This window comes from Streptomyces gobitricini, assembly GCF_039532985.1.
GTDB lineage: Bacteria > Actinomycetota > Actinomycetes > Streptomycetales > Streptomycetaceae > Streptomyces > Streptomyces gobitricini.
On the sequence record NZ_BAAASR010000013.1, the window covers coordinates 32,590 to 56,327 of the forward strand.

Consider the following 23,738-nt stretch of genomic DNA (forward strand, 5'->3'; position numbering starts at 1 on the left):
GCCGGCGGGCCTGGCCAAGGCGCTCGGGGGCGAGCCGGGCGGGCGGGGCATCACGGCGGACATCGCCCGCCCCGGTCCGGTCGGCACCGGCGTGGACCCGGCGGACGGCCCGTTCGCGCGACGGTCGGCGGGCGATGACGGCGCCGCTGGGCCGCTACTGCCGTGCCGGACGGGGCGGCGCCGCTGGTGGCGCACCCCCGGCCGGGGCGGAGGCGGCGTGCGTGACGGAGGGCCGAGCCCCCGGTGGACGGCGGCCGCGCCGCGTGACCGCGCGGGGGCGGGAAGCGAGGGGCGCACCGGTGCTGTCCGGCCGGTGCGCCCCTCGCGTACGGGCAGGTGTCGTGCTGCCCGGGTCGGTCAGTTCAGCTCGTCGTGGCGGGCCGTCAGGCGCTTGGCGCCCTCGTCCGTCAGCGAGCCGAACAGGCGGAGGCGGGAGATGCCGCCGTCCGGGTAGATGTCGATGCGCACGTGCGTGCCGACCGCCGGCTCCGGCAGGACGAAGCGGTGGTTGGTGTCCGGCTGGAGGCGGGTGCGCGGCAGGACCTCCGTCCAGTCGCCGCCCTCGCCGTCGCGTACGGACAGGGCGGCCCAGCCGGCGCTGTTGCCCTTCAGGTACGCGGTGTCGATCTCGACGGCGCGGATCGCGGACTGCTCGGCGAGCTGGTAGCGGATCCAGTCGTTGCCCTTGTCACGGCGGCGGCGGGTCTCCCAGCCGTCGTCCATCTTGCGGGAGCGGCCGGGCTGGATGGTGTTGGTGGCGGGCGAGTAGAAGCGGTCGGAGGCGTCCTCGACGCGGCCGCCGTTCTCCAGGGCGACGACGTCGAAGGTGCCGAGCACGGCGAGCCAGGCCGGGTCGGGGGCGACCTCGCCGTACACCCGCAGCCGGGCGATGCCGCCGTCGGGGTGCTGCTTGACGCGCAGGTGCGTGAAGCGCCGCTCGGTGTCGACGGCGAAGCCGTTGGCCGCGTGGCCGCCGATGGCGGTGCGCGGCACGAGGGTCGTCCACTCGACGTCGTCGGACAGGAGCTGCTCGGGCGACGGGGAGCCGGCGACCGAGGTCGCCTCGACGGAGACGGCCTGCGGGTAGTTGCCGCGGAAGTGGGCGGTGTCGACGACGATGCCGCGGACCACACCGGGCGCGCCGAGGCGTACCAGCGCCCAGTCGTGGTCGTCGTCGGCCGGGTGGGGCTCGACGGCGGAGGCGCCGCGCCGGCGGCGGGTCTCCCAGCCGTCCATGATCTTGCCCTTGTGGCCGAAGTGCTCGGGGTCGAACTCAGCGGGCTCGGGCTTGAGCATGTTCTCGCGCTCGGCGAAGAACTCGTCGTTGGCGGCGATGACACCCGCGCCGAGGCGGCGGTCGGCGAGGTCGACGAGGCCGGTGAAGGGGAAGTCGGCGGTGCGGTAGTCGGCGTACGGGTCACCGCCGCCGTAGGGGCTGGCGTCGCCGGTGAAGCTGGGTATGCCGGTCACGGTTGTCACTTGTTCCTTTCGAGCAGCCGGCCGGTGGGCTCGGCCAGGGTGCCGTTGTCGGCGATGCGTACGCCGCGCAGCCAGGTGGACTTGACGACCCCGTGCAGGGTCCTGCCCGCGTAGGCGGTGACCTGGTTGCGGTGGTGGAGTTCGGCGGGGTCGACGGTGAAGGTCTCGTCGGGCGCGAGGACGGCGAAGTCGGCGTCCCGGCCGGGCTCGATGGCGCCCTTGCGGTCCAGGCCCGCGAGCCGCGCCGGGGCGGCGGACATCCAGCGGACGACGTCCTCCAGGGTGTGGCCGCGGCGGCGGGCCTCGGTCCAGATGGCGGGCAGGCCGAGCTGGAGCGAGGAGATGCCGCCCCAGGCGGTGGAGAAGTCGGGGGTCTTGAGGTCGGCGGTGGAGGGCGAGTGGTCGGAGACGATGCAGTCGATCGTCCCGTCGGCGAGGCCCTCCCACAGCGCGTCCTGGTTGGAGGCCTCACGGATGGGCGGGCAGCACTTGAACTCGGTCGCGCCGTCCGGCACCTCCTCGGCGGTGAGGGTGAGGAAGTGCGGGCAGCTCTCCACGGTGATCCGTACGCCCTCACGGCGGGCGGCGGCGATCAGCGGCAGCGCGTCGCTGGAGGACAGATGGAGTACGTGCACGCGCGCGTCGAGCCGCCTCGCCTGGTTGATCAGGTTCTCGATGGCGGTGTTCTCGGCGTCGCGCGGCCGGGAGGCGAGGAAGTCCGCGTACTTCGGCGAACTCTTCTGCGGGGCCGCGGCGAGGTGGTGCGGGTCCTCGGCGTGCACGATCATCAGGCCGCCGAAGCCGGCGATCTCGGCGAGGGACGCGGTCAGCTGCTCCTGGTCGAGCTCGGGGAACTCGTCCACGCCGGAGGGCGACAGGAAGCACTTGAAGCCGAAGACGCCCGCGTCGTGCAGGGGGCGGAGGTCCTTGACGTTGTCCGGCAGGGCGCCGCCCCAGAAGCCGACGTCGATGTGCGCCTTGGAGCGGGCCACCTCCTGCTTGGTCCGCAGGTTGTCGACCGTCGTGGTCGGCGGCAGGGAGTTGAGCGGCATGTCGACGAGGGTCGTGATGCCGCCGGCGGCGGCCGCGCGGGTGGCCGTCCAGAAGCCCTCCCACTCGGTGCGGCCGGGGTCGTTCACATGCACGTGGGTGTCGACGAGGCCGGGGAGGAGGACGTGGTCGCCGACGTCCTCCAGCCGGGCGCCGGCGGGCACCTCGGCGTCGTGGGGCAGCACCGCCGCGATGCGGCCGCCGGCGACGGCGACCGAGGCGGGGCGGGTGCCCTCGGGGGTGATGACGCGCGTCGAGCGCAGTACCAGGGTCACGTCCGCGTCCACCTCGGCGGTCGCGTCCACGTTGGTGTTCAGGTCCACGTTCCCGTCCACATCGCCTTCCACTTCGCCGGCCGCACTTCACCGGCCGCCTCATCATTCTTCAACGAACTGTTGAAGGAGTCTTCACTCCGGATCCCCCCTCGTCAAGGGTCCCCCGACGGGAGCGGGGGTGGCGGGTGAGCGACTTGGATGTTTCCATGAAGTGGAAACATAATTTCACCATGGAGAACGTAGCTCCCCACATGAGGAGTACCGGCAGACCTCCGCGGAACACCGCGGACACCCGGACAAACAGCGCCTGACCGGCGAAGACGCCCCTTCACGGGCGATGTGCCCGGCGGAAGGGCCCGGTAGGCTGCTGACTTGCCCATCCGCCTCGAAAGGACCGTTGACGTGCCGACGTCCAGCGCCAGCACCACCGACGCCGCCAAGCCCGCCGCCGCGACCGGCGGTGTCCAGTCCCTGGAGCGTGCCTTCGACCTTCTGGAGCGGATGGCCGACGCCGGGGGCGAGGTCGGGCTGAGCGAGCTCTCCTCCAGCAGCGGACTGCCGCTGCCCACCATCCACCGGCTGATGCGCACGCTGGTCGCCTGCGGTTACGTGCGCCAGCAGCCCAACCGCCGGTACGCCCTCGGCCCCCGCCTCATCCGCCTCGGTGAGTCCGCCGCCCGCCTCCTGGGCACCTGGGCCCGGCCCTATCTCGCGCGGCTCGTCGAGGAGACCGGCGAGACGGCGAACATGGCGCTGCTCGACGGCGACGAGATCGTCTATGTCGCGCAGGTGCCGTCCAAGCACTCGATGCGGATGTTCACCGAGGTCGGCCGGCGCGTTCTGCCGCACTCCACCGGCGTGGGCAAGGCCCTGCTCGCCCACACCCCGCCGGAGGAGGTGCGGGCGCTGCTCGCCCGCACCGGCATGCCCGCCGCGACCGACAAGACGATCACCACCGCCGAGGGCTTCCTCTCGGCCCTCGATCAGGTGCGCGCGGCCGGGTACGCCGTCGACGACAGCGAGCAGGAGATCGGCGTCCGCTGCATCGCGGTCTCGGTGCCCGACTCCCCCACCGCCGCGGCCATCTCCATCTCGGGACCGGCCGGCCGCGTCACGGAGACCGCCACGGAGAGGATCGTCCCGATCCTCCAGGGCATCGCGAAGGAACTGTCCACGGCGCTGGCCAACCCCGCGAACAACGGTCAGGCCTGACCGAACCGGCCCACCGGGCCGCCCCCACCGGGCCGCCGCCGACCGGGCCGCCGCCGACCGGGCCGTCGGTGCCGGGACACGGGCACGCGGTGCCCCGCCGGTCACCCGGGCGTAAGGCGCCGGAGCGCCGGGGCGGGCGGTTGGCCGGGAGTACGAGGGGCCAGGGGCGGTGGTACGGGGTGCCGTGCCGGGACAGGCGGTCGCGCCCGGGCACGCGGCGCGCCGGAAGCCGTTCGCGCCCCTTAGTGCAGGCCCTTGACGGGGGCACGAGGCGCCGCGGGGCGCGAGGCCCCGCAACCTGGGCGCGCCGGGGCAGGCGATCGCCTGGCGGCACGCGGCGCCGAGGCCGCCGACGCCCGCGAGTAACGGCGCGCAGGAACAAGTGGTCACGCCGGGGATACGACGCGCACGAACAGGCGGTCGCCCCGGTGGGACGACGCGCAGGAACAGGTGGTCGCGCCCGGTGGGACGGGGTGCAGGAGGCGGGCGGTCGCGCCCGGGGCACCGGGGGCCCCGCCGGTCACCCGGGCGTGAGGCGCCGGAGGGCTGGGCACGGGGCGCCGGGGTCCCGGGCCTCGGGCGGGCGTGGGCGGCGAGTGCGCGGCGTGCTCGCACAGGAGGAGGCTCCGGCGTGCCGGGAGGATCATGGTCCGCCGGGCGCCGGCCACGGTAGCGGGGTCCTCCGTCCAGGGCGCGCAGGTCCTGCCGCGTCTCCGCGCCGGGACGCCGGGCCGGGCCCGTCGGCCGACAGCTTCCCGTCCCGCACCGTGACCGTCCGGTCCGCCCGCTCCAGGTGGGCCCGGTCATGGGTGACCAGCACCGTCGCCGTCCCGCGCTCCCTGGTCAGCGTGGCCAGCAGGTCCAGGACCGCCGCCCCGCGCTCATCGTCCAGCGCGCTGGTGGGCTCGTCGACCAGCAGCACGGCCGGGTCGTTCATCAGCGCCCGCGCGATGTTCACGCGCTGGCGCTGGCCGCCGGAGAGCTGGTGGGGCCGCCGACCGGCGAGGTCCGCGAGGCCGACCGCGTCGAGGAGCTCCAGCGCCCGCCGCTCCCGCTGCCCGCGGCCCGCCAGGTGCGCCATGACCCGGAGTTGCTCGGCGGCCGTCAGCGACGGCAGCAGGTTCGGCTGCTGGAACACAATGCCGACCCGCTCGCGGCGGAGCGCCGCCCGGCCGGCCCGGTCCAGCGTGCCGGTGTCGGTACCGGCCACGACCACCCGCCCCCGGTCCGGCGTGACCAGCGTCGCCGCGACCGCGAGCAGGCTGGACTTGCCCGAGCCGGACGGGCCGACGACCGCCGTGAGGCTGCCCTGAGGCACCTCCAGGGACACGGAGTCCAGCGCGGTCAGCCGACCGTCGCCGTCCGGGTAGGTCAGGGTCACATCCACGAGGTGCAGGCTCATCGGGCGCTCCCGAGCGCGGTGAGGGGGTCGACGGCGGTGATCCGCCGGATGGACAGGGCCGCGCCGAGCATCCCGAGCACCACCATCACGGCGGCGGGGCCCAGCAGGGTGAGCGGCTCCAGCGCGAAGGGCACGTCGCCCCGCCCCACCAGCGCGCCCACCCCGGCGGCCAGCCCGGTCCCGAGCAGGATCCCGGCGCCGAGCATCGCGGCCGCCTGGCCCAGGGCGTCCTTCAGCAGGTACGGCGTCGAGGCGCCCAGCGCCTTCAGCACCGCCACGTCCCCGCTGCGCTGGATCGTCCACACCGTGAAGAACGCCCCGATGACGAGCGCCGAGATGACGAAGAGGAAGCCGCGCATCAGTTGCAGCGAGCCGTTCTCCGCCCGGTAGGACCCGATGGCGGTGAGCGCCTCGCCGACGGTGGTGCTCCGCGTACCGGCCGCCTCGTCGCCCGCCGCCGCGCCGGCGCCCTCCCCCCTCAGCGCGATGACGGTGGCCCCACCGCGCCCGCCCGCCCGCCGCCAGTCGGTCAGGGAGGTCCACACCACCGGTGTGTGGCTGAACGAGGCGTCACCCGCGACGGCGGCCACCGTGACGGCCACGCCCCCGATCCGCAGCGCGTCCCCGGGCCCGGCCCCGAGTTCCCGGGCCGCCGGCGCCGACAGCACCACGTGCCCCGGGCCGAGCCTGTCGCTCCGGGGCGCGATCCCCGCGTCCGGTTCGGTGCCGAAGGCGGACAGCGCCGCCCTCCGGTCACCCGCGGAGGCGTCGACGGCGCTGATGCCGACGGGCTCGGCGGCGGTGACGCCCGGCTGCCGCTGCCAGGTCCGCCAGGCGGGCTCGGCCAGCGCCGAGTCCGTGAAGGACACCGGCCGTCCGGGCGGTGGGGCGGCGAAGGCCAGCCGGTCGGCGGGCAGCCCCGTGATCGCCGAGACGTTCTCCCGCGCGAGCCCGGCCGTCAGCCCCGACAGCAGCCCGACGAGCAGGGTGATCAGCACGATCACCGTGCCCATCAGGGTGAATCGCCCCTTGGCGAACCTGAGGTCTCTCCATGCCACGAACATGCCGACCAGCCTGCCGACGAGCGGCCCGCACGGGCATCGCACCGCGGACGGGGCAGGCATCAACCTTTCGGTTGAGGGCGGACGCCCCGGGCCCGCCTACGCTGGACGGGTCATGGATCCCCGTTCGCTCACCTCCGTCCCGCGTGTCCTGCGCGTCTGTCCGCATCTGCTGGTGGCGGGACTCCTGGCCCTGCCCGTGCTGCGCGCCGCGACTCCGGCCGCCGTCATCGCGGCCGCCGCCACGGGCGCGGTCTACGCGGTGGGGTCGTCCCTGCGTGCCGTACGGGAGTCCCGGCCGGCCGCCGCCCTGTGGCTGAGCGCCCTGACCGCGGCCTGGCTGGTACTGCTGACGGTCACTCCCGACGGCCTGTGGCTGGCCTTCCCGCTGTACTTCCTGCACCTGCGCCTGCTGCCCGCCCGCTGGGCGCTGCCGGCGGTCGCCGGCACGGCGGGCGCGGCGATCATGTCGTACGTCCGCCATGGCGCGCCGCTCAACCCGGGTGCGTTCATCGGCCCGCTGCTGGGGGCGGCCGTCGCCGTGGCGACCGTCCTCGGTTACCAGGCGCTGTACCGGGAGAGCGAGCGGCACCGGCGGCTGGTGGAGGAGCTGACCTCGACACGGGCGGAGCTCGCCGCCGCCGAACGGCACGCGGGCACGCTGGCCGAGCGGGAGCGGCTGGCCCGCGAGATCCACGACACGCTGGCGCAGGGCCTGTCGTCGATCCAGCTGCTGCTGCGGGCCGCCGAGCGCGCCCTGCCGGACGGCTCCCCGGTCGCGGCGGGGCACATCGAGCGGGCGCGGCGGACCGCTCAGGACAACCTGGCGGAGGCACGGCGGTTCGTGCGGGCGCTGGCTCCGGCCGACCTGGAGCGGGGTTCGCTGGCGGCGGCGCTGGAGCGGCTGTGCGCGGCGGAGGGGCCGGGGCCTCGGGTGGGGCCTCGGATCGGGTTCACGGTGAGCGGTACGCCGGTCCCGCTGCCGACGCCGTACGAGGTGGCGCTGCTGCGGATCGCCCAGTCCGCGCTGGCCAACACGGTGCGGCACGCGGAGGCGGGGCGCGCGGGGGTGACGCTGACGTTCATGGACGCGTCCGTCACGCTGGACGTGGTCGACGACGGGAAGGGCTTCGACCCGTGCTCCTGGACGCCTTCCCCGGGTGGCGGTTTCGGCCTGCCGGCGATGCGCTCGCGGGCCGAGTCGCTGGGCGGGACCTTCACCGTGGAGTCCGCGCCCGGCCAGGGCACCGCCGTGGCGGTCGCCCTCCCGCTGCGTACGCCCCTGGCGGGAGACGCCGCATGACCATCCGCCTGCTGCTGGCCGACGACCACCCGGTCGTCCGCGCGGGGCTGCGCGCCGTCCTCGACACGGAGCCGGACTTCACGGTGGTCGCCGAGGCCGCCACCGCCGAGCGGGCGGTCGAGCTCGCCCACGGTGTGGACGTCGTGCTGATGGACCTCCAGTTCGGCGCGGGCATGCACGGCTCGGAGGCGACGGCCGCGATCACCGCCCGTGCGGAGGCTCCACGGGTGCTGGTGCTGACGACGTACGACACGGAGGCCGACATCCTGGCGGCGGTCGAGGCGGGTGCGAGCGGCTACCTGCTCAAGGACGCGCCGCCGGAGGAGCTGGCGGCGGCGGTCCGCACGGCCGCGGCCGGCCGGTCGGCGCTCGCCCCCGCGGTGGCGCACCGGCTCATGGACCGGATGCGGACGCCCGCGGAGGCGCTGACCAAGCGGGAGCTGGAGGTGCTGCGGCTGGTCGGCGAGGGTCTGTCCAACCAGCAGATCAGCAAGCGGCTCTTCCTCAGCCAGGCGACGGTGAAGTCCCATCTGGTGCACGTCTACGCGAAGCTGGGCGTCGACTCGCGGACGGCGGCGGTGGCGGCGGCCACCGCCCGCCGCCTGATCCGCCGCTGACCACGCGGGTCACCGGGGCTGTTCGCCGAACAGCTCCACCGCGCCGCGCAGCTCGGTGAGCGCGGCGCCCAGCGCGCTGATCGACCCGATCGCTCCCGCGACGAGCAGTAACGACCGGCGCAGGCGCCGTACTTCGGGGACCCCGGTGAGGGTCATGGCGGCGAGCGCCGCCAGCTCGTCCTCGGCGATGCCCCGGTCGGCGAAGTCGCCGGGGTGGCAGGCCAGTGCGCGGCGGAGGCGGGAGACGGCGGTGCGCAGCTCCGTCACCCTCGGGTCCTCACCGCTTCCGGCCACACGCCTCTGTCCCATGCTCCGCAACAAAAGCTCTCCCACCCCTCGCCCGCACTACGTTGTGCGCCCGCCCTTGTACTTAACGCCATCACGGGCGGGGTGCGCCACTCCTGCGACGAAACTCAGGAGGCGGCTTCGGGGGCGATCGCGCCGCGCCGCACGGTCACGTCGAGCGTGATGTAGTGACTGGGGTCGGACTCGGGCGACTTGCCCTGGTAGGTGACGAGGCCGACGTGCCCCCCGTTGGTCAGGACGCACAGCTGGGACCCCTTGGACAGCGAGTCGAGGTCGACCCGGCCGGCGTACCGGGTCTCGGTCCGGCAGGTCTTCAGACCGCCCTTCTGCCCCGCGCGCAGCAGGATGAGCGGCCCGTCCTCGACATAGATCTTGTCCAGGTTCCAGTCGTAGGCGACGTCCACGTCGGCGTCGTCGCCGAGCGGCTTGACCGGGTCGTCGCCCAGTGTCAGGTGGTATCCGTCCGTGAGGTCGATCCCCTGGTAGGTGGCGGGTGCGGGGCTCGCCACCGCCGGCTCCGGGGGCTCCAGGGGCTCCGGGGAGGAGGGCGCGCCGGGCGAGACGGCGGCCTCGTCGGGCGTGCTGTCCGCGGCGGCCGGGTCCTGGTGCGTGGGGCCGGTCGTGGCCCGGTCGCCGCTCCGCGCCCGGTTGTCCTTCTTCGCGTCGTCGCCCGACATCATGAGGTACACCCCGCCGCCGGTGAGCCCGGCCACGAGGAGCGCGGCGGTGAGGCCGAGCAGGAGGTTCCGCTTCGTCTTCGCGGGGGCGGCGGTGGGCGTGCCGGGGACGGGGGCCGTGACCGGGGCCGGTCCGGCGTACGGGGGCGGGGCGGCGTGGGCCTGCGGATAGCCGTACCCGGGGTGTGGGCGGGGGTGTGGGCGGCGGACTGGGCGGGCGGCGGGCCGAACCCGGGCGGCGGGGCAGCCGGAGCCGCGTGGGCGGTCGGCGCGTGGGGCGCCGGGGCGGGTGCCCCCGCTAACGGACTTCACACTGTTCCCGCTGACCGCTGCCGCTCACCCGGGATCGTTCCGGTCCCGGACCCGCACCCTGTCCAAGGCGGGGCCGCCTCGCCGCACCCGCGCGAGGGTGCGGGTATGCGGTATGCACTCCCCATGGAACATACGACGACAGACGGGCCGCGGATCGCCGGGCTCCTCCTCGCGGCGGGCGGCGGGCGGCGGCTCGGCGGCCGCCCCAAGGCGCTCCTGGAGCACCGGGGCCGCCCGCTGGTCGAGAACGCGGTGGCCGTCCTGCGGGCGGGCGGCTGTTCGGTGGTGCACGTGGTGCTGGGCGCGTCCGCCGGCTCCGTACGGGCACGGGCCTCGCTGCCCGGCTGCGTCCTGGTCGACAACCCGGACTGGGAGGAGGGCATGGGGTCGTCGCTGCGCGCGGGGCTGGCGTCCCTGGACGGTTCGGGCGGGGACGCGGCCGTGGTGTCGCTGGTGGACCAGCCGGGGATCGGGGCCGAGGCGGTGCGGCGGGTGGTCGCCGCGTACCGCTCGCGCGACGCGCTGGTGGCCGCCGCGTACGACGGGAAGCGCGGCCATCCGGTGTTGTTCGGGGCGGACCGCTGGGCGGCCGTGGGGGCGAGTGCGGAGGGGGACCGGGGGGCACGCGCCTACTTGGGGCGACACGAGACGTCGATCGTCCTCGTCGAGTGCGGGGACGTCGCGGAGGCGTACGACATCGACACGGTGGAGGACCTGGCGCACCTGGAGTGAACGTGATGGCACTCAGCGCCATGTTCTGTCGACCCGGAGAATCTCGACATCAACAAACCATTGAACTTCCACTATGAGGAAACTAGTATCCACTGTTCAGAAGCACCCGATCGTCAGAAGGCGCCAGTGACCGTATCTCGGCTCCCACGGCACTCAGTGCCGCGCGCGTACGCCCGGCGGTACCGTACGGCGCCGTGCCACAGTCCCCGCTGAAGGAAGTGACAGCTCATGTCCGCACCAGCGCCGTCCCCGCTGGCCATCGTCGAAGCCGAGCCCCTGCCCCGGCAGGACGAGGTCCTCACCGATGCGGCCCTGGCCTTCGTGGCCGAGCTGCACCGGCGCTTCACGCCGCGGCGTGACGAGCTCCTCGCCCGCCGCGCCGAGCGCCGCGCCGAGATCGCGCGCACCAGCACCCTGGACTTCCTCCCGGAGACCGCACAGCTCCGCGAGGACGACAGCTGGAAGGTCGCGCCGGCCCCGGCCGCGCTGAACGACCGTCGCGTCGAGATCACCGGCCCGACCGATCGCAAGATGACCATCAACGCCCTGAACTCGGGCGCGAAGGTCTGGCTCGCGGACTTCGAAGACGCGTCCGCCCCCACGTGGGAGAACGTCGTCCTCGGCCAGCTCAACCTGATCGACGCGTACGAGCGGAAGATCGACTTCACCGACCCGCGCACAGGCAAGTCGTACGCCCTCAAGCCCGCCTCCGAGTTGGCGACGGTCGTCATGCGCCCGCGCGGCTGGCATCTGGAGGAGCGCCACCTGCGCTTCGCGGGACAAGCCGTCCCCGGAGCGCTGGTCGACTTCGGCCTGTACTTCTTCCACAACGCCCAGCGGCTCATCGACCTGGGCAAGGGCCCGTACTTCTACCTCCCGAAGACCGAGTCCCACCTCGAGGCCCGCCTCTGGAACGACATCTTCGTCTTCGCGCAGGACTACGTCGGCATCCCGCAGGGCACCGTCCGCGCGACCGTCCTGATCGAGACGATCACGGCGGCGTACGAGATGGAGGAGATCCTCTACGAACTGCGGGACCACGCGGCGGGCCTCAACGCCGGCCGCTGGGACTACCTCTTCTCGATCGTCAAGAACTTCCGTGACGGCGGGGCCGAGTTCGTCCTCCCGGACCGCAACGCGGTGACGATGACGGCCCCGTTCATGCGCGCGTACACCGAACTGCTGGTCCGCACCTGCCACAAGCGGGGCGCGCACGCGATCGGCGGCATGGCGGCCTTCATCCCGTCCCGCAAGGACGCCGAGGTCAACAAGGTCGCCTTCGAGAAGGTCAAGGCGGACAAGGACCGCGAGGCGGGCGACGGCTTCGACGGCTCCTGGGTCGCCCACCCCGACCTGGTCCCGATCGCGATGGCCTCCTTCGACGCGGTGCTGGGCGAAAAGCCCCACCAGAAGGACCGCCTCCGCGAGGACGTCTCGGTGGCCCCGGGCGACCTGATCGCCATCAGCTCGCTCGACGCCAAGCCGACGTACGAGGGCCTCCGCAACGCCGTCCAGGTCGGCATCCGCTACATCGAGGCGTGGCTGCGCGGCCTCGGCGCCGTGGCGATCTTCAACCTGATGGAGGACGCGGCGACCGCCGAGATCTCGCGCTCGCAGATCTGGCAGTGGATCAACGCGGGCGTCGTCTTCGAGAACGGCGAGAGGGCCACCCCGGAGCTGGCCCGCAAGGTCGCGGCCGAGGAACTGGCCGCGATCCGCGCCGAGGTGGGCGAGGAGGCCTTCGCCTCGGGCAAGTGGCAGCAGGCCCACGACCTGCTGCTGCAGGTCTCGCTCGACGCGGACTACGCGGACTTCCTCACCCTCCCCGCGTACGACCGGCTCGTCGGCTGACCTTTCCCGCCGGTACCGCTCCGCCCCCTGCCGACGCACGACGTCAGGGGGCGGAGTCCTGTCCGCCCGCCCCCGCTCCGGGCCGCCCGGCGTACGTCGGCGTCCCCCGGCGTACGTGACGGCGTGCCCCGGCGGCGCCACCGGGAGCACCGGCGCCACCGCCCGGGCGCCCAGTCCCGTCGGGCCGGCCGCGCCCGCCCGCCTCCGCCGCGGGCGCGCACACGAGGTGGCTCAGGGCACGACCACCGTTCGCTGCGCCGAGAAGTCGCCCCAGGTGCCGTCCGGGAGTTTCGCGCGGAGTTTGGCGGTGTAGCGGGTGCCGGGCCCGTCGGTGACGGTGAAGGTGTAGTCCACCTCGCCCGGAGGGGGCTGGGTGCCCCAGACGATGGTGGTGGCGAAGACGCCGTTGAGGAAGAGCTGGTGCTCCTTGACCGGGGCGCCGGTGTCCGGTGGTGTCCAGGTCAGGGAGATGGCGCCCTTGCGGGCCGTCGCCGTGAGGCCGGTGGGCGCGGTGCCGGGGCCGGAGCCGGGGGCCGGGGCGGTGGTGAGGTCGACCGAGGGGCTGTCGGGCGAGGAGTTGTCCGCGGCGTCGCGGGCCCGGACGGTGAAGGTGTAGACGGTGCCCGGGCGCAGGTTGGTGAGGCGCGCGGAGGTCGCGGTGCCCGGAACACTGTGGACACGGGAATCGGCCTGGTAGATGTCATAGGCGGTGACCCCGACGGCGTCGGTGGCCCGCCCCCAGGTGAGGGTGACCGCCCTGCTGCCCTGCGCCGTGCCGCGGAGGGCGGGCGGACGGGTGGGGGGCGTGGCGTCGTCGGGCGTGGAAGGGGGCGTGGTCACGGGCACGGCGGCACTGGGCGCGGACAGGTTGCCGGCGGCGTCGCGGGCGCGGACGGTGAAGCTGTACGCGGTCGAGGGTGCCAGCCGCTCGACGTCGACCATGGTCCGGCTCCCGGGGACCGCCGCGACCTTCCGCCCCTTGTGGTGCACCTCGTAGCCGGTGACGGCCTTGTTGTCCGACGAGCGCTCCCACATGACGTGCACCGAGGTGGCACTGCCGGCCTGGGCGGTGACCCCGGCGGGGGAGGAGGGGCGTTCGGTGTCCGTGGCCTCGTCCGCGTCCGCGCCGCCGCCACACGCGGTGAGCAGGAGGGCGGCGGCGACGGTCGACGCGGCGACGGTGAGGGGGCGTGGCACGGTCGGCCTCCACGTACGACAGGGGATTGGTCCAGACCTGTATGGCATACGCGGAGGGAGGCTTCAAGAGGGCGGACGTGTCAAGGGCGGCGCTCGTTCGCGGTCGCGGGGCGGGGAGCCCGCCTCAACGCCCTCTCGGTGCGCGAGGCCAGGGCCGCGACCGCGGGGTCGGGGTGGCTCTCGGCGAGAGCCTCCATCACCCGGCGGGTGGTGGACCGATCGGCCCGGGCCAAGGCCTCGGCCAGGGCGGGGGCGCCGCCGGGCCAGTCCCGGGCGGCGGCGTCGAACGCGTCGGGCAGCGTCCGGGGGGCGGCGGGGGTGGCGGTGGGGCCCGGCTGCCGCTCGCCCGTGGTGGGCGCGGCTTCCGGGTACGTGCGCCGGTCCCGGTGGCGGTGGTCGTCCAGTTCCTCCAGGGTCAGCACCGCGAGGGCGGTCCGCGGCACACGGTCGGCGTCCTGGGGGGCCGCCTCCCCGCGTGCGGTCAACAGCCGGTGGGCGTGCGCGCCGGTGGCCGGGTGGGTGAGCGCCCCGCGCAGGGCCTCGGCGGGAACGGCGGCGAGCGCGAGGCGGGCGAAGAGCGCGGGGGTGTCGACGGCGCCGAAGTCCGCCTGCCCGGCCGCTTCGGCGGCGCCCAGCAGCTCGCTCCAGGCGGTGACGCCCCGGCCCGCCGTCCACCGCGTCAGGGCGTCGGCGGCCGTCCGCTCCGGCCAGCTCCCGACGGCGGCGACCACCTCGGCGGCCTCCCACTCCGAGAGCTCCTCGGCGTCGGGGGCCGCGACATGACCGGCGGTCAGGACATGGCGGAGCACGGCGCCGCCCAGCGGGGTGAGGCCGTACGCGTCGCCCGTCCGGAAGACGCAGCCCGTCGCGGCCAGCCGGTCGACCACCTCCGCCAGGGCCCGCGCGTGGTCCTCCAGGCCCGCCAGGTCCTCCTCGCTCGCGTCCGGAACGCCCAGGAGGGCGGGGAGCCGGTCCCGGGGCGGCATCTCGTACGGCCGCCCGTCCGGCGCGGGCTCCGGGACCGGCACGGGGGCGTCCTCCAGGTCCGGATCGACCGGCAGGTCGCCGTTCTCGGCCGCCTTGCGCACGACGGAGTCCGCGGTGCCGCCCCGCTCGTACAGCGCGTACAGCAGGTGAGCGGCGTCCAGCGCGTACTCCGAGTCGGAGGTGGCGCCGACGTCCTCGACGACGGCCGCCAGGATGTCCGCCGCCAGTTCGGTCAGCTCCTCGGGGGTCCCCTCCGACCAGACGACGGCGGCCGGGCCGCTGAAGCAGCGTTCGGCGATCCCGGGGGGCACGTCGCCGGAGCCCGCCGCGAGGGCGGCGGGCAGCGGCGCGGCGTGCAGCAGTGCCCGGATCGCGTCCGGGGCGGGCGGTGCGGGCGGCGGCGGGAGGGGCCGCCCGGAGTCGCCGTAGTAGTCGAGGTGTTCGCCGAGCAGCCGGTCGGCGAGGGCGAAGTGGGGGATCGACTCGGGGCCGGGCGCCAGGACGGCGTGCGGGCCGTCCGGTTCGGCGAGCGCGTCGCTGAGCCCGGCGGCCGTCCAGCGGTCGCTGAGCCCGGCGGCGATCCGCTCCAGCTCGGCGGACAGCTCCTCGTCGGGGCGGTCGGCGTCCAGGGGCGGACCGGGCAGCAGTGGACCGGCCGGGGAGGGCGTCTCCACGTCGCGGGCGAAGGCCGCCAGCAGCGCCTCGCCGAGCTGGACGCGGACCGTGAAGGTGCGGGCGGCGACGTCGGAGCGGTGCAGGGGGGCGGGGAGGGCCGGGCGGTCGGCGCGCGGTGTGGCCTCGTGGGCGGCGAGCCACGCCCGTACGGCCTCGGGGTCGTCGGCGTCGACGCCGTCGGCGCGCAGCAGGGAGGCGTACCAGCGCGGCCAGGTCAGGTTCCGCGGATCGGCCATGGCCCGGCGGAACTCCGGCACGGCCTCGTCGATCGCGGCGAGCAGCCGGGCGTGCCGCTTGGCGTTCAGGCGGCCGGCCGCCCGGACCCGGTCGGCCAGCGCGGTGAGGATCTCCGGCACCGCGTCGGCCTCGGGCGGGGTGGCGCACAGCAGCGCGGGCAGGTCCTCGTGGAGCACGGGGCCCAGGAGGCGCGCCGTCGGCTCGGGCACACCGGCCCTGCGGTCGGCCCCGCGGAGGGCGAGCAGCGTCAGGACGGCGTCCGCGGTACGCGCGGGGAAGGGGGCCTCGCCGCGGGCGTCGCGTTCCTTGTCCGCCCAGCCCAGGAAGTCGGCGAGTCCGGTGTTCGGAGCGGGTGTACGGAGAACGGTCACTCGGGGAGCGTATGGGCCGCGCCCGCGTCGGCGCGGCCTCGGGCACGGACGGATAGCCCGAACAGGCGACACCGTCCCCGGGTGGGGTGCGAGGGCACGGCGTGTACCGGGCCGGTGGCCGATGACTTTCCGGGCCGGCGGCGGTCTGCCCTCACATGAACCCGCGTACGGAGGCAGCCATGATCGATCTCGGACCCGCGACCCGCCGGGTGGCGGAGTTGCTGGACGGCGTCACGGACGACCGGCTCGACGGCCCGACGCCGTGCCCGGAGTACACCGTCCGGGAGGTGCTGGCCCACCTGGTGGGCCTCGCGGTCGCCTTCCGGGACGCCGGGAGGAAGGAGCTCGGGCCCACCACGGACACCGGCCCGCGGGCCGGCCTGCCGCCGCTGGGCGACGACTGGCGTACCGCGCTCCCCCGCCGGCTCGACGAGCTGGCCGTCGCGTGGCGGGCCCCGGAGGCCTGGGCGGGCACCACCCGGGCGGGCGGGGTCGTCCTGCCGGGCGAGGTGGCCGGGCTGGTCGCGCTGAACGAGGTGCTGATCCACGGGTGGGACCTGGCGCGGGCGACCGGCCAGGAGTACGCGCCGGACGAGGTGTCGCTGGAGGCCTCGCACGCCCTGCTCGCCCCCACCGCCGGCAGCGCCGGGGAGCGGGGGCCGTTCGGGCCGCCGGTGCCCGTGCCGGACGGGGCGTCGCTGCTCGACCGCGTGATCGGCCTCAGCGGTCGCCGCCCCGACTGGAGTCCGGGGGCGCCCCGGCGATAACCGGGTGAGCACGAGAGGGCGCTGTGTCACGCTCGCGGCCCATGACACGCCATGCTGGGCCGGGCCCTCCGGTGTTCGTCGGCCGGCCGCAGCAGTGCCGTCCGCGGACCGCTCCCACGGAGAGCCGCCGTAGGAACCCGCCGCTCGCGCCCGGAAGCGGGGACCGTTGGGGCCGATCCCTCCGTCGGTAGGCTAGTGCCTGGCTGTCAACGTCTTTGACTGCCCAGGAGGCCCGCCGATGCTCTCTTCGAACGGGTAGGAGTCAGGGAAGTGGAGCACAGCGGTGGCACGGACTGGACTGGGCAAGGCGGTGTCCCTGGCTCGGGAGATCGCCGAGGGCGTTCTCGCCCCGCGCGCGGCGGCGGTGGACGCGGAGCAGCGGTGGCCGCAGGAGGGCGTCTCGGCGCTGCAGTCCCGGTTGGGCGGGCTGGTGGTGCCCGAGAGCTGCGGCGGGATGGGCCACGGATTGCTCGCGGTGGCGCAGGTGGGGGAGGCGACAGGGCGGGCGTGCGCGTCGACCTCGATCTGTTTCGGCATGCATCTGGTCGCCTCTGCCGTGATCGCTGCGAAGGCGAGCGATCAGCAGCAGGAGCGGTACCTGGTGCCGATCGCGGCCGGCGAGCACCTGACGACGCTGGCGTTGTCGGAGCCGGCCACGGGGGGTGAGTTCTGGCTGCCGCAGACGCGGATGGAGCGCGGCGGTGCTGACCGGCTGCGGCTGAGCGGAACCAAGAGTTTCGTCACCAACGCCGGGCATGCCGACTCCTATGTCGTCTCCACCGTGGCAGCCGACCCAGGCACGCCGCCGGGCCAGTTCTCGTGCACGGTGGTCGACGTCGATACGCCGAATCTGGTGTGGGGGGCTCCCTGGCAGGGTTTCGGCATGCGCGGCAACGCCTCGCGCAGCCTTGAACTGCGCGACGTGATGATCCCCCGCTCCCACCTCCTGGGCGAGGAGGGCGATGAGATCTGGTACGTGTTCAACGTCGTCGCCCCCTATTTCCTGCTGGCCATGGCCGGCACCTATCTCGGGGTGGCCGCCGCGGCGCTCGAGGAAGCCCGCAGGCATCTGCTGCGGCGCCGGCACGCGTACAGCAACCGCTCCTTGGCCTCGCAACCCATCGTGCAGCACCGCCTGGGGACGATGTGGGCACGCGTCGAGCGCACCCGGCGGCTGATCTACCATGCGGCCGCGGAAGCCGAGACCGGCGGCGCCGAGGCGCTGGCGGGGCTGGCGTCCTCCAAGGCCGAGGTCGCCGAAGCCGCCGAAGCGGTCATCAATGACGCACTGTCCCTGGTCGGAGGGGTCGGTTACAGCGACAACTCGCCGTTGCACCGGCTGCTGCGCGACGCGCGTGCCGCGCATGTGATGTCCCCCGTCACCGATGTGCTGCGGATCTGGACGGGGCGGGCCCTTCTGGATCAGCCGCTGCTGGGGGAATGACGGTGACCGGCATGCCACAGCCCCGTGTACTGATGGTGGGGGTCGTCGCCGAGGTCGCGGGAGCTCTGCGGGCAGAGCTCGCGCCTGTGGCTGACCTGCGGGAGATCACCGCCGAAGAGGTCGTCTCCTATACGCGGGGGGTGCCTGGTGAGCGGCACCCGACCCTGGTGGTGCTCGGCCGGCAGCTGCCGGCGCCGGTGGGTTTGGTGCACGCGGTGCGTCCGCACCCGGGCGACCTGACGGTGATCGCGGTTTCCACGCCCGTCACCGCCGCGAAACTCGCCACACTGACCCTGCTGTTCTCTCCCGATCAGGCGCGCCATCTGCCGGCCGCCCAGGTCGACCAGTTGCCCGGGGCGGCACGGGAGATGCTCCAGTCCATGGCTCGTCGGCGTACCTACAGCGCGGGGCTGGCCGCGGCCCAGCGCCAGCTGACCTCGGGCGCAGGCCTCAGCCGACAGCTCGGTGACCACCTGTTCGGGGAGTTCCTCACCCAGGCGCCGGTGGGCGCCCTCATGCTGGACGACGCGGGCTCTCTGGCCGCCTGGAATCACAAGGCCGCCGAAATCCTGTCCCTGACCGATTCGGGTTCGCTGGGCCGCCCGCTGACCGCCTTCTTCCCCTCCAGTGTCCACGCCGAAGTGGCACGCCACATCGCCGCCCCGAGTCGGCAGCGCCCCGTCGCCCCGGACACCGTCTTCGGGCGCCTGCGCCCCGACGGCAGCGATCAGGCCCTGCGGCTGGCGCCGCAGCAGGTGCTCGACGCCGAAGGGCGAGAGCGCACCCTGCTCCTCGTCGAGGACATCACCGCCCGGCTGCATGCCGAACGCATGCTGGCCGAACGCACCAGCCAAGCCCTGCTGAGCGCGGAAGTCGCCGCCGCCATCACCGCTCCCGGCTCCCTCGATGAACGCCTGCACCAGTGCATGCAGGCCGCCGTGAACCGGCTGCACGCCGCGTTCGTCTGCGTGTGGACTGTGGAGTCCTCCAGCGGCAGGCTTCGGCATGTGGCCTGTGCCGCAGCGGACCCTGGCCAGGGAGACCCGCAGGACCACGTAGTCGCCGTTCAATCGCAGGTCCAAGACATCGCCGCACGGCGTCGCCGCCGTCTCGGCACGCCTGGCGACGGCGAAGCCGGGTTCATCGGTTTCCCCTTGATCTCGGGTGGCGAGCTCATAGGCGTCCTTTCCCTGGCCACCTCACCGACAGCGCCGGGCACTACAGCAGACGCCCTGGGAAACATCGCCGACCAGATCGCCGTGGGCATCCAGCAGGACCGCCTCCTCAACCGTCTGCGCTCCACCGCCCAGGCGCTGGAGAAGCCCTTGCTGCCCCCGCATCTGCCCACGTTGCCGGGCTTCGACGTCGCTGCCCGCTACCGCCCCTTCGGCAGCGGCCTGCAGATCGGCGGCGACTTCTACGATGTCTTCACCGCCCCCGACGGCCGCCACGTCCTGGTCCTGGGAGACGTCTGTGGCAAAGGCCCCACGGCAGCCGCCATCACCGGCCTGGTCCGCCACACTCTGTGGGCCGCCGCTCAGCACACCCCCGACCCCGCCCACGTCCTCACCCTCGTCGACCGCGCCCTCAGACGCGAGAACACTCCCTTCTGCACGCTCGTCTACGCCCTTCTCGACCCCGGGCCCGCACCCGCCCGCCTCCACCTCGTCGCCGCCGGCCACCCCCCGCCTCTGCTGCGCCACGCGGATGGCACCACCGGGCTCCTGAACGTCCGCGGGCCATTGCTTGGCGCGTTCGGCGACGTGCGTCACCCGGTGACAGAGATCGATCTGTGTCCCGGGGACACCCTGATCCTCTACACCGATGGCTTCACCGAGGGAGCGGGCCCCTACAACCAGCGTGAGCCCGAAGATCTCGCCGCCACCGTTGCCAAGCATCAGCTACCCGCAGGAACGGAGCGTCCCGCCGACCATATCGCCGCAGCCCTCATGGACGACGCCCACACCTGGTGGGGCCCACACCTGCGCGACGACCTGGCCGTTCTGGCGCTCACCGCTGTGTGACTACCGTCGAACCGCTATCGACGCGCTCAGCCGTGTCGGCGTACACGTGAACGTGGTTCCGGCAAGAAACTCGTAGCCCGGCGACCATCTCGAGCTTCGTCCAGTGCTTACGCCGGGGCGCAGAGGAACCAGTCGGCGTGGGCGCGGTGGACGAGGCGGGAGGCGAGAATGGTGCCCTGGTCGGACGCGGCCATCGCTGTGTCGTCCAGGACAATGTGCATGGCATCGCTCACCGGCCGGTCGCCTGGGCCAGGCGCAGGTCCAGCTCGTTGTCCAGGTCCTGCTCCTGTGCGACGGTCGGTGCGTAGCCGTTCCGATTCTTCAGCGACGCGTGCCTTCTCCGCGCGTTCAGCCCGCTCGGCCGGGGTCAGCAGCGTCTCGGCCGGACGCGCGAGACAGGCGCGCAGTGACAATCCGTCAGCGGCCGCCATGGCCGCCTGGTGTCCGCGCGTCTTCTACCGCGCGGCCACTCTGGTGAGCGTCAGGGACGGCCGCTTGTCCGGAGCGCTGAACTCCACCGTCCCTCGGCCGCGCGTGTAGAGCTGGACGCCGGCGGTCCTGCCGAGCCCACCGTCATCGACCGTCAGGTAGACGAAGTCGCTGGACGAGCCTCTTTCGACGAACTCCCATCGACCGCTGAAGTCGGCGGGGCCGGAGAACGAGTCCGTCGACACAGCCGTGGCAGAGAACGTCCCGTCGGACTCGAGCAGGATCTCGCTGCCGGTCGCGTCGTTGCGGTACACGCCGGGCAGCTCGTCGATGTCGACTGAGCCCGTGCACCCCGAGGTGAGTACCGCGGAAGCGGCCAGTACGGCGACGAGCCACCGTCTGCCTGTCCCGTTGATCATCACGGCCTCAGCGTAGCGGCATCACGAACAGCCGGATCACCGCACTGGTCACACCCGACCACGGGAACGTCGCGGGGTGCGTGTGCCCGGCGCTGTCGAAGTCGAGACGGCCCTCGTGGACCGTGGGGGATGCACCCCGTGTCCTGGTATCCGGGTAAACGACCGGCGCGTGCGCACCTGTACAGGCTGTCGTCCCGTGCCCAACGCCGACGGTTGGGGAACCAGGCGCAGTCCGTCGACGGGTCGGGTGGGTGCTGCGTCGCTTGGCTTTCAGGGACACGCCGGGTATCGATCCGTGCGCGTGTACGGCAATGGTCAGAGCGGGATGGCTGCCGAGATCTGGAAATGATCTCGGTGCTGCACAGCTGTGAGGATCTTGGCATCGACAGCATGACTTGGAGGCACGTACCGATGACACCGACCCGCGCAGCTCTGCTCGTTGCAGCCACCGCCCTGGCGCCCGCCCTTCTCCTCACCACGCCGGCGTTCGCCACCGACTCGACGACAAACGCCCCGGCCGTGACCGCAAGGGCCGATATACCGGTGGACGAGATGTCGGAGGACGAGATGTCGGAGGAGGAGCTTCGCATCGCCGTCCTGCGTGTCCTGGCGGATGAGGACAGTGGCAGGGCTGTAGCCCGAGAGGCCAATCGCGCCCTCGACGGCACGGTGGAGGACATGCGGGGCTTCCTGGAGACCGGCTACCGTCTGGCGCAGGCTGAGGACGACCGCGTCGCCATCCTCCGAATGGTGGGGGACGAGAATTCCGGCAGGGCCGTCGTCCGAGAGGCGAACAAGGCCCTCGACACCAACACCCCCGAGGCCCTGCGGGGCTTCCTGGAGACCGGCTACCGTCTGGCGCAGGCCGAGGACGACCGCGTCGCCATCGCCCGGATCCTTGCCGACCCCACCATCAGCGACTCCCTCCGCGCGGCTGCCGAGGCTGCCATCGACGGCACACCGGAGGAACTGCGGCACTTCCTGGAGGTGGGGCAGCACGAGTTGGGCAGCTGAACCCGCTCCGGAACCGGCGGCGGCTTCCTATCGCGCCGCCCGTTCTCGACGCCGCTCGCGACACCTGGCGCTGCTGGTGCCCGCGTGCTCCAGCAGCGCACCAAGGCCTGTGCCGATCACGTCGTCACCGGCGGCGGCGCGGGGCGGGGCGGCGGGGCCGTCCGGGGCGGGACCGGCTCCGGCCGCCGTCCTCCCGCCGGTGACGGCGGACGGCGGCAACGGCGGACGGGCGGGCGGCGACGGCATCCGCCGGTGCCGTACCCGCCCGCCCTTCCGGTCCGCCGGTGGTCAGTGCACCGGGGTCGTCTTGGCGGCCCGGGACTCGGAGATCTCCTCCCCCGGTTCCATCGGGGCGGTGACGTCGTCGGCTTCGCGGCCTCCGTTGCCCAGGTGGTTGAAGACCACGTTGAGCAGGACGGCGGCGACGCAGCCGGTGGAGATCCCGGAGTCCAGGATGATCTTCGCGGTTTCCGGGAAGGCGTGGTAGAACTCCGGCGCCGTGATCGGGATGATCCCGACGGCCAGCGAGACGGCCACGATCAGGACGTTGTTGTCCTTCTCCAGACCGGCCTTGACCAGGGTCTGGATGCCGCTGGCCGCGACCGAGCCGAAGAGGACGACACCCGCGCCGCCGAGCACCGGGCGCGGTACGACGGAGATCAGGGACGCGGCCACCGGCGACAGGCCCATCAGGACCAGGAAGCCTCCGCCGGCCGCGACCACGAACCGGCTGCGGATCTTCGTCATGGCGACGAGCCCGATGTTCTGGGCGAAGGCGCTGCACATGAAGCCGTTGAACAGCGGGCTGATCGCCGAGCCGAGGGTGTCGGCGCGCAGGCCGGCCGCGATGGTCTTCTCGTCGGCGGGCCGTTCGACGATCTCCCCGAGCGCCAGCATGTCGGCGGTCGACTCGGTCATCGACACGAGCATCACCACGCACATGGAGATGATCGCGGCCAGGGCGAACTGCGGGGCGCCGAAGTGGAACGGCGACGGGAAGCCGACGATGTCCGCCTCGGTGACCGGGCTGAAGTCGGTGACGCCGAACGGTATGGCGACCAGCGTGCCCAGGACCAGGCCTATGAGGACGGCGATCTGCTTGACGAAGCCTCGGGTGAACCGCCGCAGCACCAGGACCAGGACGAGTGTGATCGCCGCCAGGCCGAGGTAGGTGGTCGAACCGTAGTCGTCCGCCCCCGGGTTCGGCCCCTGTGCCCAGCCGAAGGCGACGGGCAGCAGCGAGACGCCGATCAGGGTGATGACGGTGCCGGTGACGACCGGCGGGAAGAACCTGACCAGCTTGCTGAAGTACGGGGCGGCGACGAAGCCCAGCAGGCCGGCGACGATGATCGCGCCGAAGATGACCGGCAGGGCGTCGGCCTTGTCGTCGGTCGTGTCGATGATGGCGAGCATCGGGGCGACACCGGCGAAGGTGACGCCGTTGACGAACGGCAGCCGGGCGCCGATCTTCCAGACGCCGAGAGTCTGGAGGAAGGTGGCGAGGCCGGCGGTGAAGAGGCTGGCACCGGTGAGGAAGGTGAGTTCGGTGCCCGAGAGCCCTACGGCGGCTCCGACGATCAGGGGCGGGGCCACCACGCCCGCGTACATGGCGGCCACGTGCTGCAGGCCGCTGGTGAACATCTTCAAGGGCGGGAGCGTCTCGTCGACCGGGTGCTTCCGGTCCGCCGGGGCGGCTCCTGCGTCGGTGGCGTCTGCGTCGTTGCGAAACCTGGGCTTGGCGGCCACGTGGGTTCCTCCGGTCGGTTACACGTGCTCGGGGACGTGGGTTTCAGGGAGGTGTTGCAGGTATTGCGCCCGGGGGGTGAGCCGTCAGGGAATGCCGGCACCCTTCACCGTTCCGGGGGGTGCGTACCTCATTGCGGTACGGCACCCCCCG

At 73.5% G+C, this 23,738-nt stretch carries 19 protein-coding genes and 1 pseudogene; 9 read left to right on the forward strand and 11 right to left on the reverse strand.

Features of this window, described 5'->3' with window-relative positions; all coding sequences use genetic code 11:
* Positions 1-357: 357 nt before the first annotated feature.
* Positions 358-1,470, reverse strand: a complete 1,113-nt coding sequence (alc, locus tag ABD347_RS09870; protein WP_344359137.1) for an allantoicase — start codon at positions 1,468-1,470, stop codon at positions 358-360.
* Positions 1,471-1,475: 5 nt separating this feature from the next.
* Complete coding sequence (gene allB, locus ABD347_RS09875; RefSeq protein WP_344359140.1) at positions 1,476-2,864, reverse strand: allantoinase AllB; 1,389 nt, start codon at positions 2,862-2,864, stop codon at positions 1,476-1,478.
* A gap of 342 nt (positions 2,865-3,206) precedes the next feature.
* On the opposite strand from allB, the gene ABD347_RS09880 reads away from it, so the two are divergent.
* Positions 3,207-4,016: an IclR family transcriptional regulator gene (locus ABD347_RS09880; protein ID WP_344359142.1), complete on the forward strand. Its 810-nt coding sequence runs from the start codon at positions 3,207-3,209 to the stop codon at positions 4,014-4,016.
* A gap of 643 nt (positions 4,017-4,659) precedes the next feature.
* On the opposite strand, the gene ABD347_RS09885 is transcribed toward ABD347_RS09880, so the two are convergent.
* Together ABD347_RS09885 and ABD347_RS09890 are read right to left on the reverse strand one after the other, a co-directional pair.
* Positions 4,660-5,418 (reverse strand): ABC transporter ATP-binding protein, encoded by a 759-nt coding sequence (locus tag ABD347_RS09885; RefSeq protein WP_344359145.1) that lies wholly within the window; start codon positions 5,416-5,418, stop codon positions 4,660-4,662.
* Positions 5,415-6,482 carry an ABC transporter permease gene (locus tag ABD347_RS09890; protein WP_344359148.1) on the reverse strand — a complete coding sequence of 356 codons (1,068 nt, stop codon included), beginning with the start codon at positions 6,480-6,482 and terminating at the stop codon, positions 5,415-5,417. Before ABD347_RS09890 ends, ABD347_RS09885 begins: the two co-directional genes overlap by 4 nt.
* Positions 6,483-6,594: 112 nt before the next feature.
* Here ABD347_RS09890 and ABD347_RS09895 point away from each other — a divergent pair, with 112 nt between their 5' ends.
* Both ABD347_RS09895 and ABD347_RS09900 read left to right on the forward strand, forming a co-directional pair.
* A complete protein-coding gene (locus ABD347_RS09895; RefSeq protein WP_344359152.1) occupies positions 6,595-7,782 on the forward strand; it encodes a sensor histidine kinase in 1,188 nt (395 codons plus the stop codon).
* On the forward strand, positions 7,779-8,399 hold the full coding sequence (locus tag ABD347_RS09900; RefSeq protein ID WP_344359154.1) for a response regulator: 621 nt from the start codon (positions 7,779-7,781) through the stop codon (positions 8,397-8,399). Before ABD347_RS09895 ends, ABD347_RS09900 begins: the two co-directional genes overlap by 4 nt.
* Before the next feature lie 9 nt (positions 8,400-8,408).
* Here ABD347_RS09900 and ABD347_RS09905 read toward each other — a convergent pair whose 3' ends face one another.
* The gene (locus ABD347_RS09905) at positions 8,409-8,720 is read right to left on the reverse strand and encodes a DUF5955 family protein (RefSeq protein ID WP_344359157.1); all 312 of its coding nucleotides are present in this window, start codon (positions 8,718-8,720) and stop codon (positions 8,409-8,411) included.
* A 92-nt stretch (positions 8,721-8,812) separates the two neighbouring features.
* Positions 8,813-9,694 carry a hypothetical protein gene (locus tag ABD347_RS09910; protein ID WP_344359161.1) on the reverse strand — a complete coding sequence of 294 codons (882 nt, stop codon included), beginning with the start codon at positions 9,692-9,694 and terminating at the stop codon, positions 8,813-8,815.
* Between the two features lie 123 nt (positions 9,695-9,817).
* Here ABD347_RS09910 and ABD347_RS09915 point away from each other — a divergent pair, with 123 nt between their 5' ends.
* Entirely contained in the window at positions 9,818-10,426 is a 609-nt protein-coding gene (locus ABD347_RS09915) for a nucleotidyltransferase family protein (RefSeq protein ID WP_344359164.1), read from the forward strand.
* A 228-nt stretch (positions 10,427-10,654) separates the two neighbouring features.
* A complete protein-coding gene (aceB, locus tag ABD347_RS09920) occupies positions 10,655-12,277 on the forward strand; it encodes a malate synthase A (protein ID WP_344359167.1) in 1,623 nt (540 codons plus the stop codon).
* Positions 12,278-12,508: 231 nt separating this feature from the next.
* Here the strand turns inward: aceB and ABD347_RS09925 are convergent, their stop codons facing one another.
* Both ABD347_RS09925 and ABD347_RS09930 read right to left on the reverse strand, forming a co-directional pair.
* Positions 12,509-13,474, reverse strand: a complete 966-nt coding sequence (locus ABD347_RS09925) for a fibronectin type III domain-containing protein (protein WP_344359169.1) — start codon at positions 13,472-13,474, stop codon at positions 12,509-12,511.
* 80 nt (positions 13,475-13,554) lie between these two features.
* The gene (locus ABD347_RS09930; RefSeq protein WP_344359170.1) at positions 13,555-15,744 is read right to left on the reverse strand and encodes a hypothetical protein; all 2,190 of its coding nucleotides are present in this window, start codon (positions 15,742-15,744) and stop codon (positions 13,555-13,557) included.
* A gap of 179 nt (positions 15,745-15,923) precedes the next feature.
* Between ABD347_RS09930 and ABD347_RS09935 the strand changes: the two genes are divergently transcribed.
* The 3 genes from ABD347_RS09935 to ABD347_RS09945 all read left to right on the forward strand — a co-directional run bounded on the left by ABD347_RS09935 (position 15,924) and on the right by ABD347_RS09945 (position 19,979).
* The gene (locus tag ABD347_RS09935) at positions 15,924-16,511 is read left to right on the forward strand and encodes a TIGR03086 family metal-binding protein (RefSeq protein WP_344359172.1); all 588 of its coding nucleotides are present in this window, start codon (positions 15,924-15,926) and stop codon (positions 16,509-16,511) included.
* Positions 16,512-16,794: 283 nt separating this feature from the next.
* Entirely contained in the window at positions 16,795-17,955 is a 1,161-nt protein-coding gene (locus ABD347_RS09940; protein ID WP_344359175.1) for an acyl-CoA dehydrogenase family protein, read from the forward strand.
* Between the two features lie 11 nt (positions 17,956-17,966).
* Positions 17,967-19,979, forward strand: a complete 2,013-nt coding sequence (locus tag ABD347_RS09945; RefSeq protein WP_344359838.1) for a SpoIIE family protein phosphatase — start codon at positions 17,967-17,969, stop codon at positions 19,977-19,979.
* A 229-nt stretch (positions 19,980-20,208) separates the two neighbouring features.
* Here the strand turns inward: ABD347_RS09945 and ABD347_RS09950 are convergent.
* Positions 20,209-20,410: pseudogene (locus tag ABD347_RS09950) on the reverse strand (hypothetical protein).
* Between the two features lie 24 nt (positions 20,411-20,434).
* Positions 20,435-20,827 carry a hypothetical protein gene (locus ABD347_RS09955; protein ID WP_344359178.1) on the reverse strand — a complete coding sequence of 131 codons (393 nt, stop codon included), beginning with the start codon at positions 20,825-20,827 and terminating at the stop codon, positions 20,435-20,437.
* Between the two features lie 411 nt (positions 20,828-21,238).
* Between ABD347_RS09955 and ABD347_RS09960 the strand changes: the two genes are divergently transcribed.
* Complete coding sequence (locus ABD347_RS09960; protein ID WP_344359181.1) at positions 21,239-21,841, forward strand: ALF repeat-containing protein; 603 nt, start codon at positions 21,239-21,241, stop codon at positions 21,839-21,841.
* 288 nt (positions 21,842-22,129) lie between these two features.
* Here the strand turns inward: ABD347_RS09960 and ABD347_RS09965 are convergent, their stop codons facing one another.
* Entirely contained in the window at positions 22,130-23,587 is a 1,458-nt protein-coding gene (locus ABD347_RS09965) for a nucleobase:cation symporter-2 family protein (protein ID WP_425575616.1), read from the reverse strand.
* Positions 23,588-23,738: the final 151 nt, after the last annotated feature.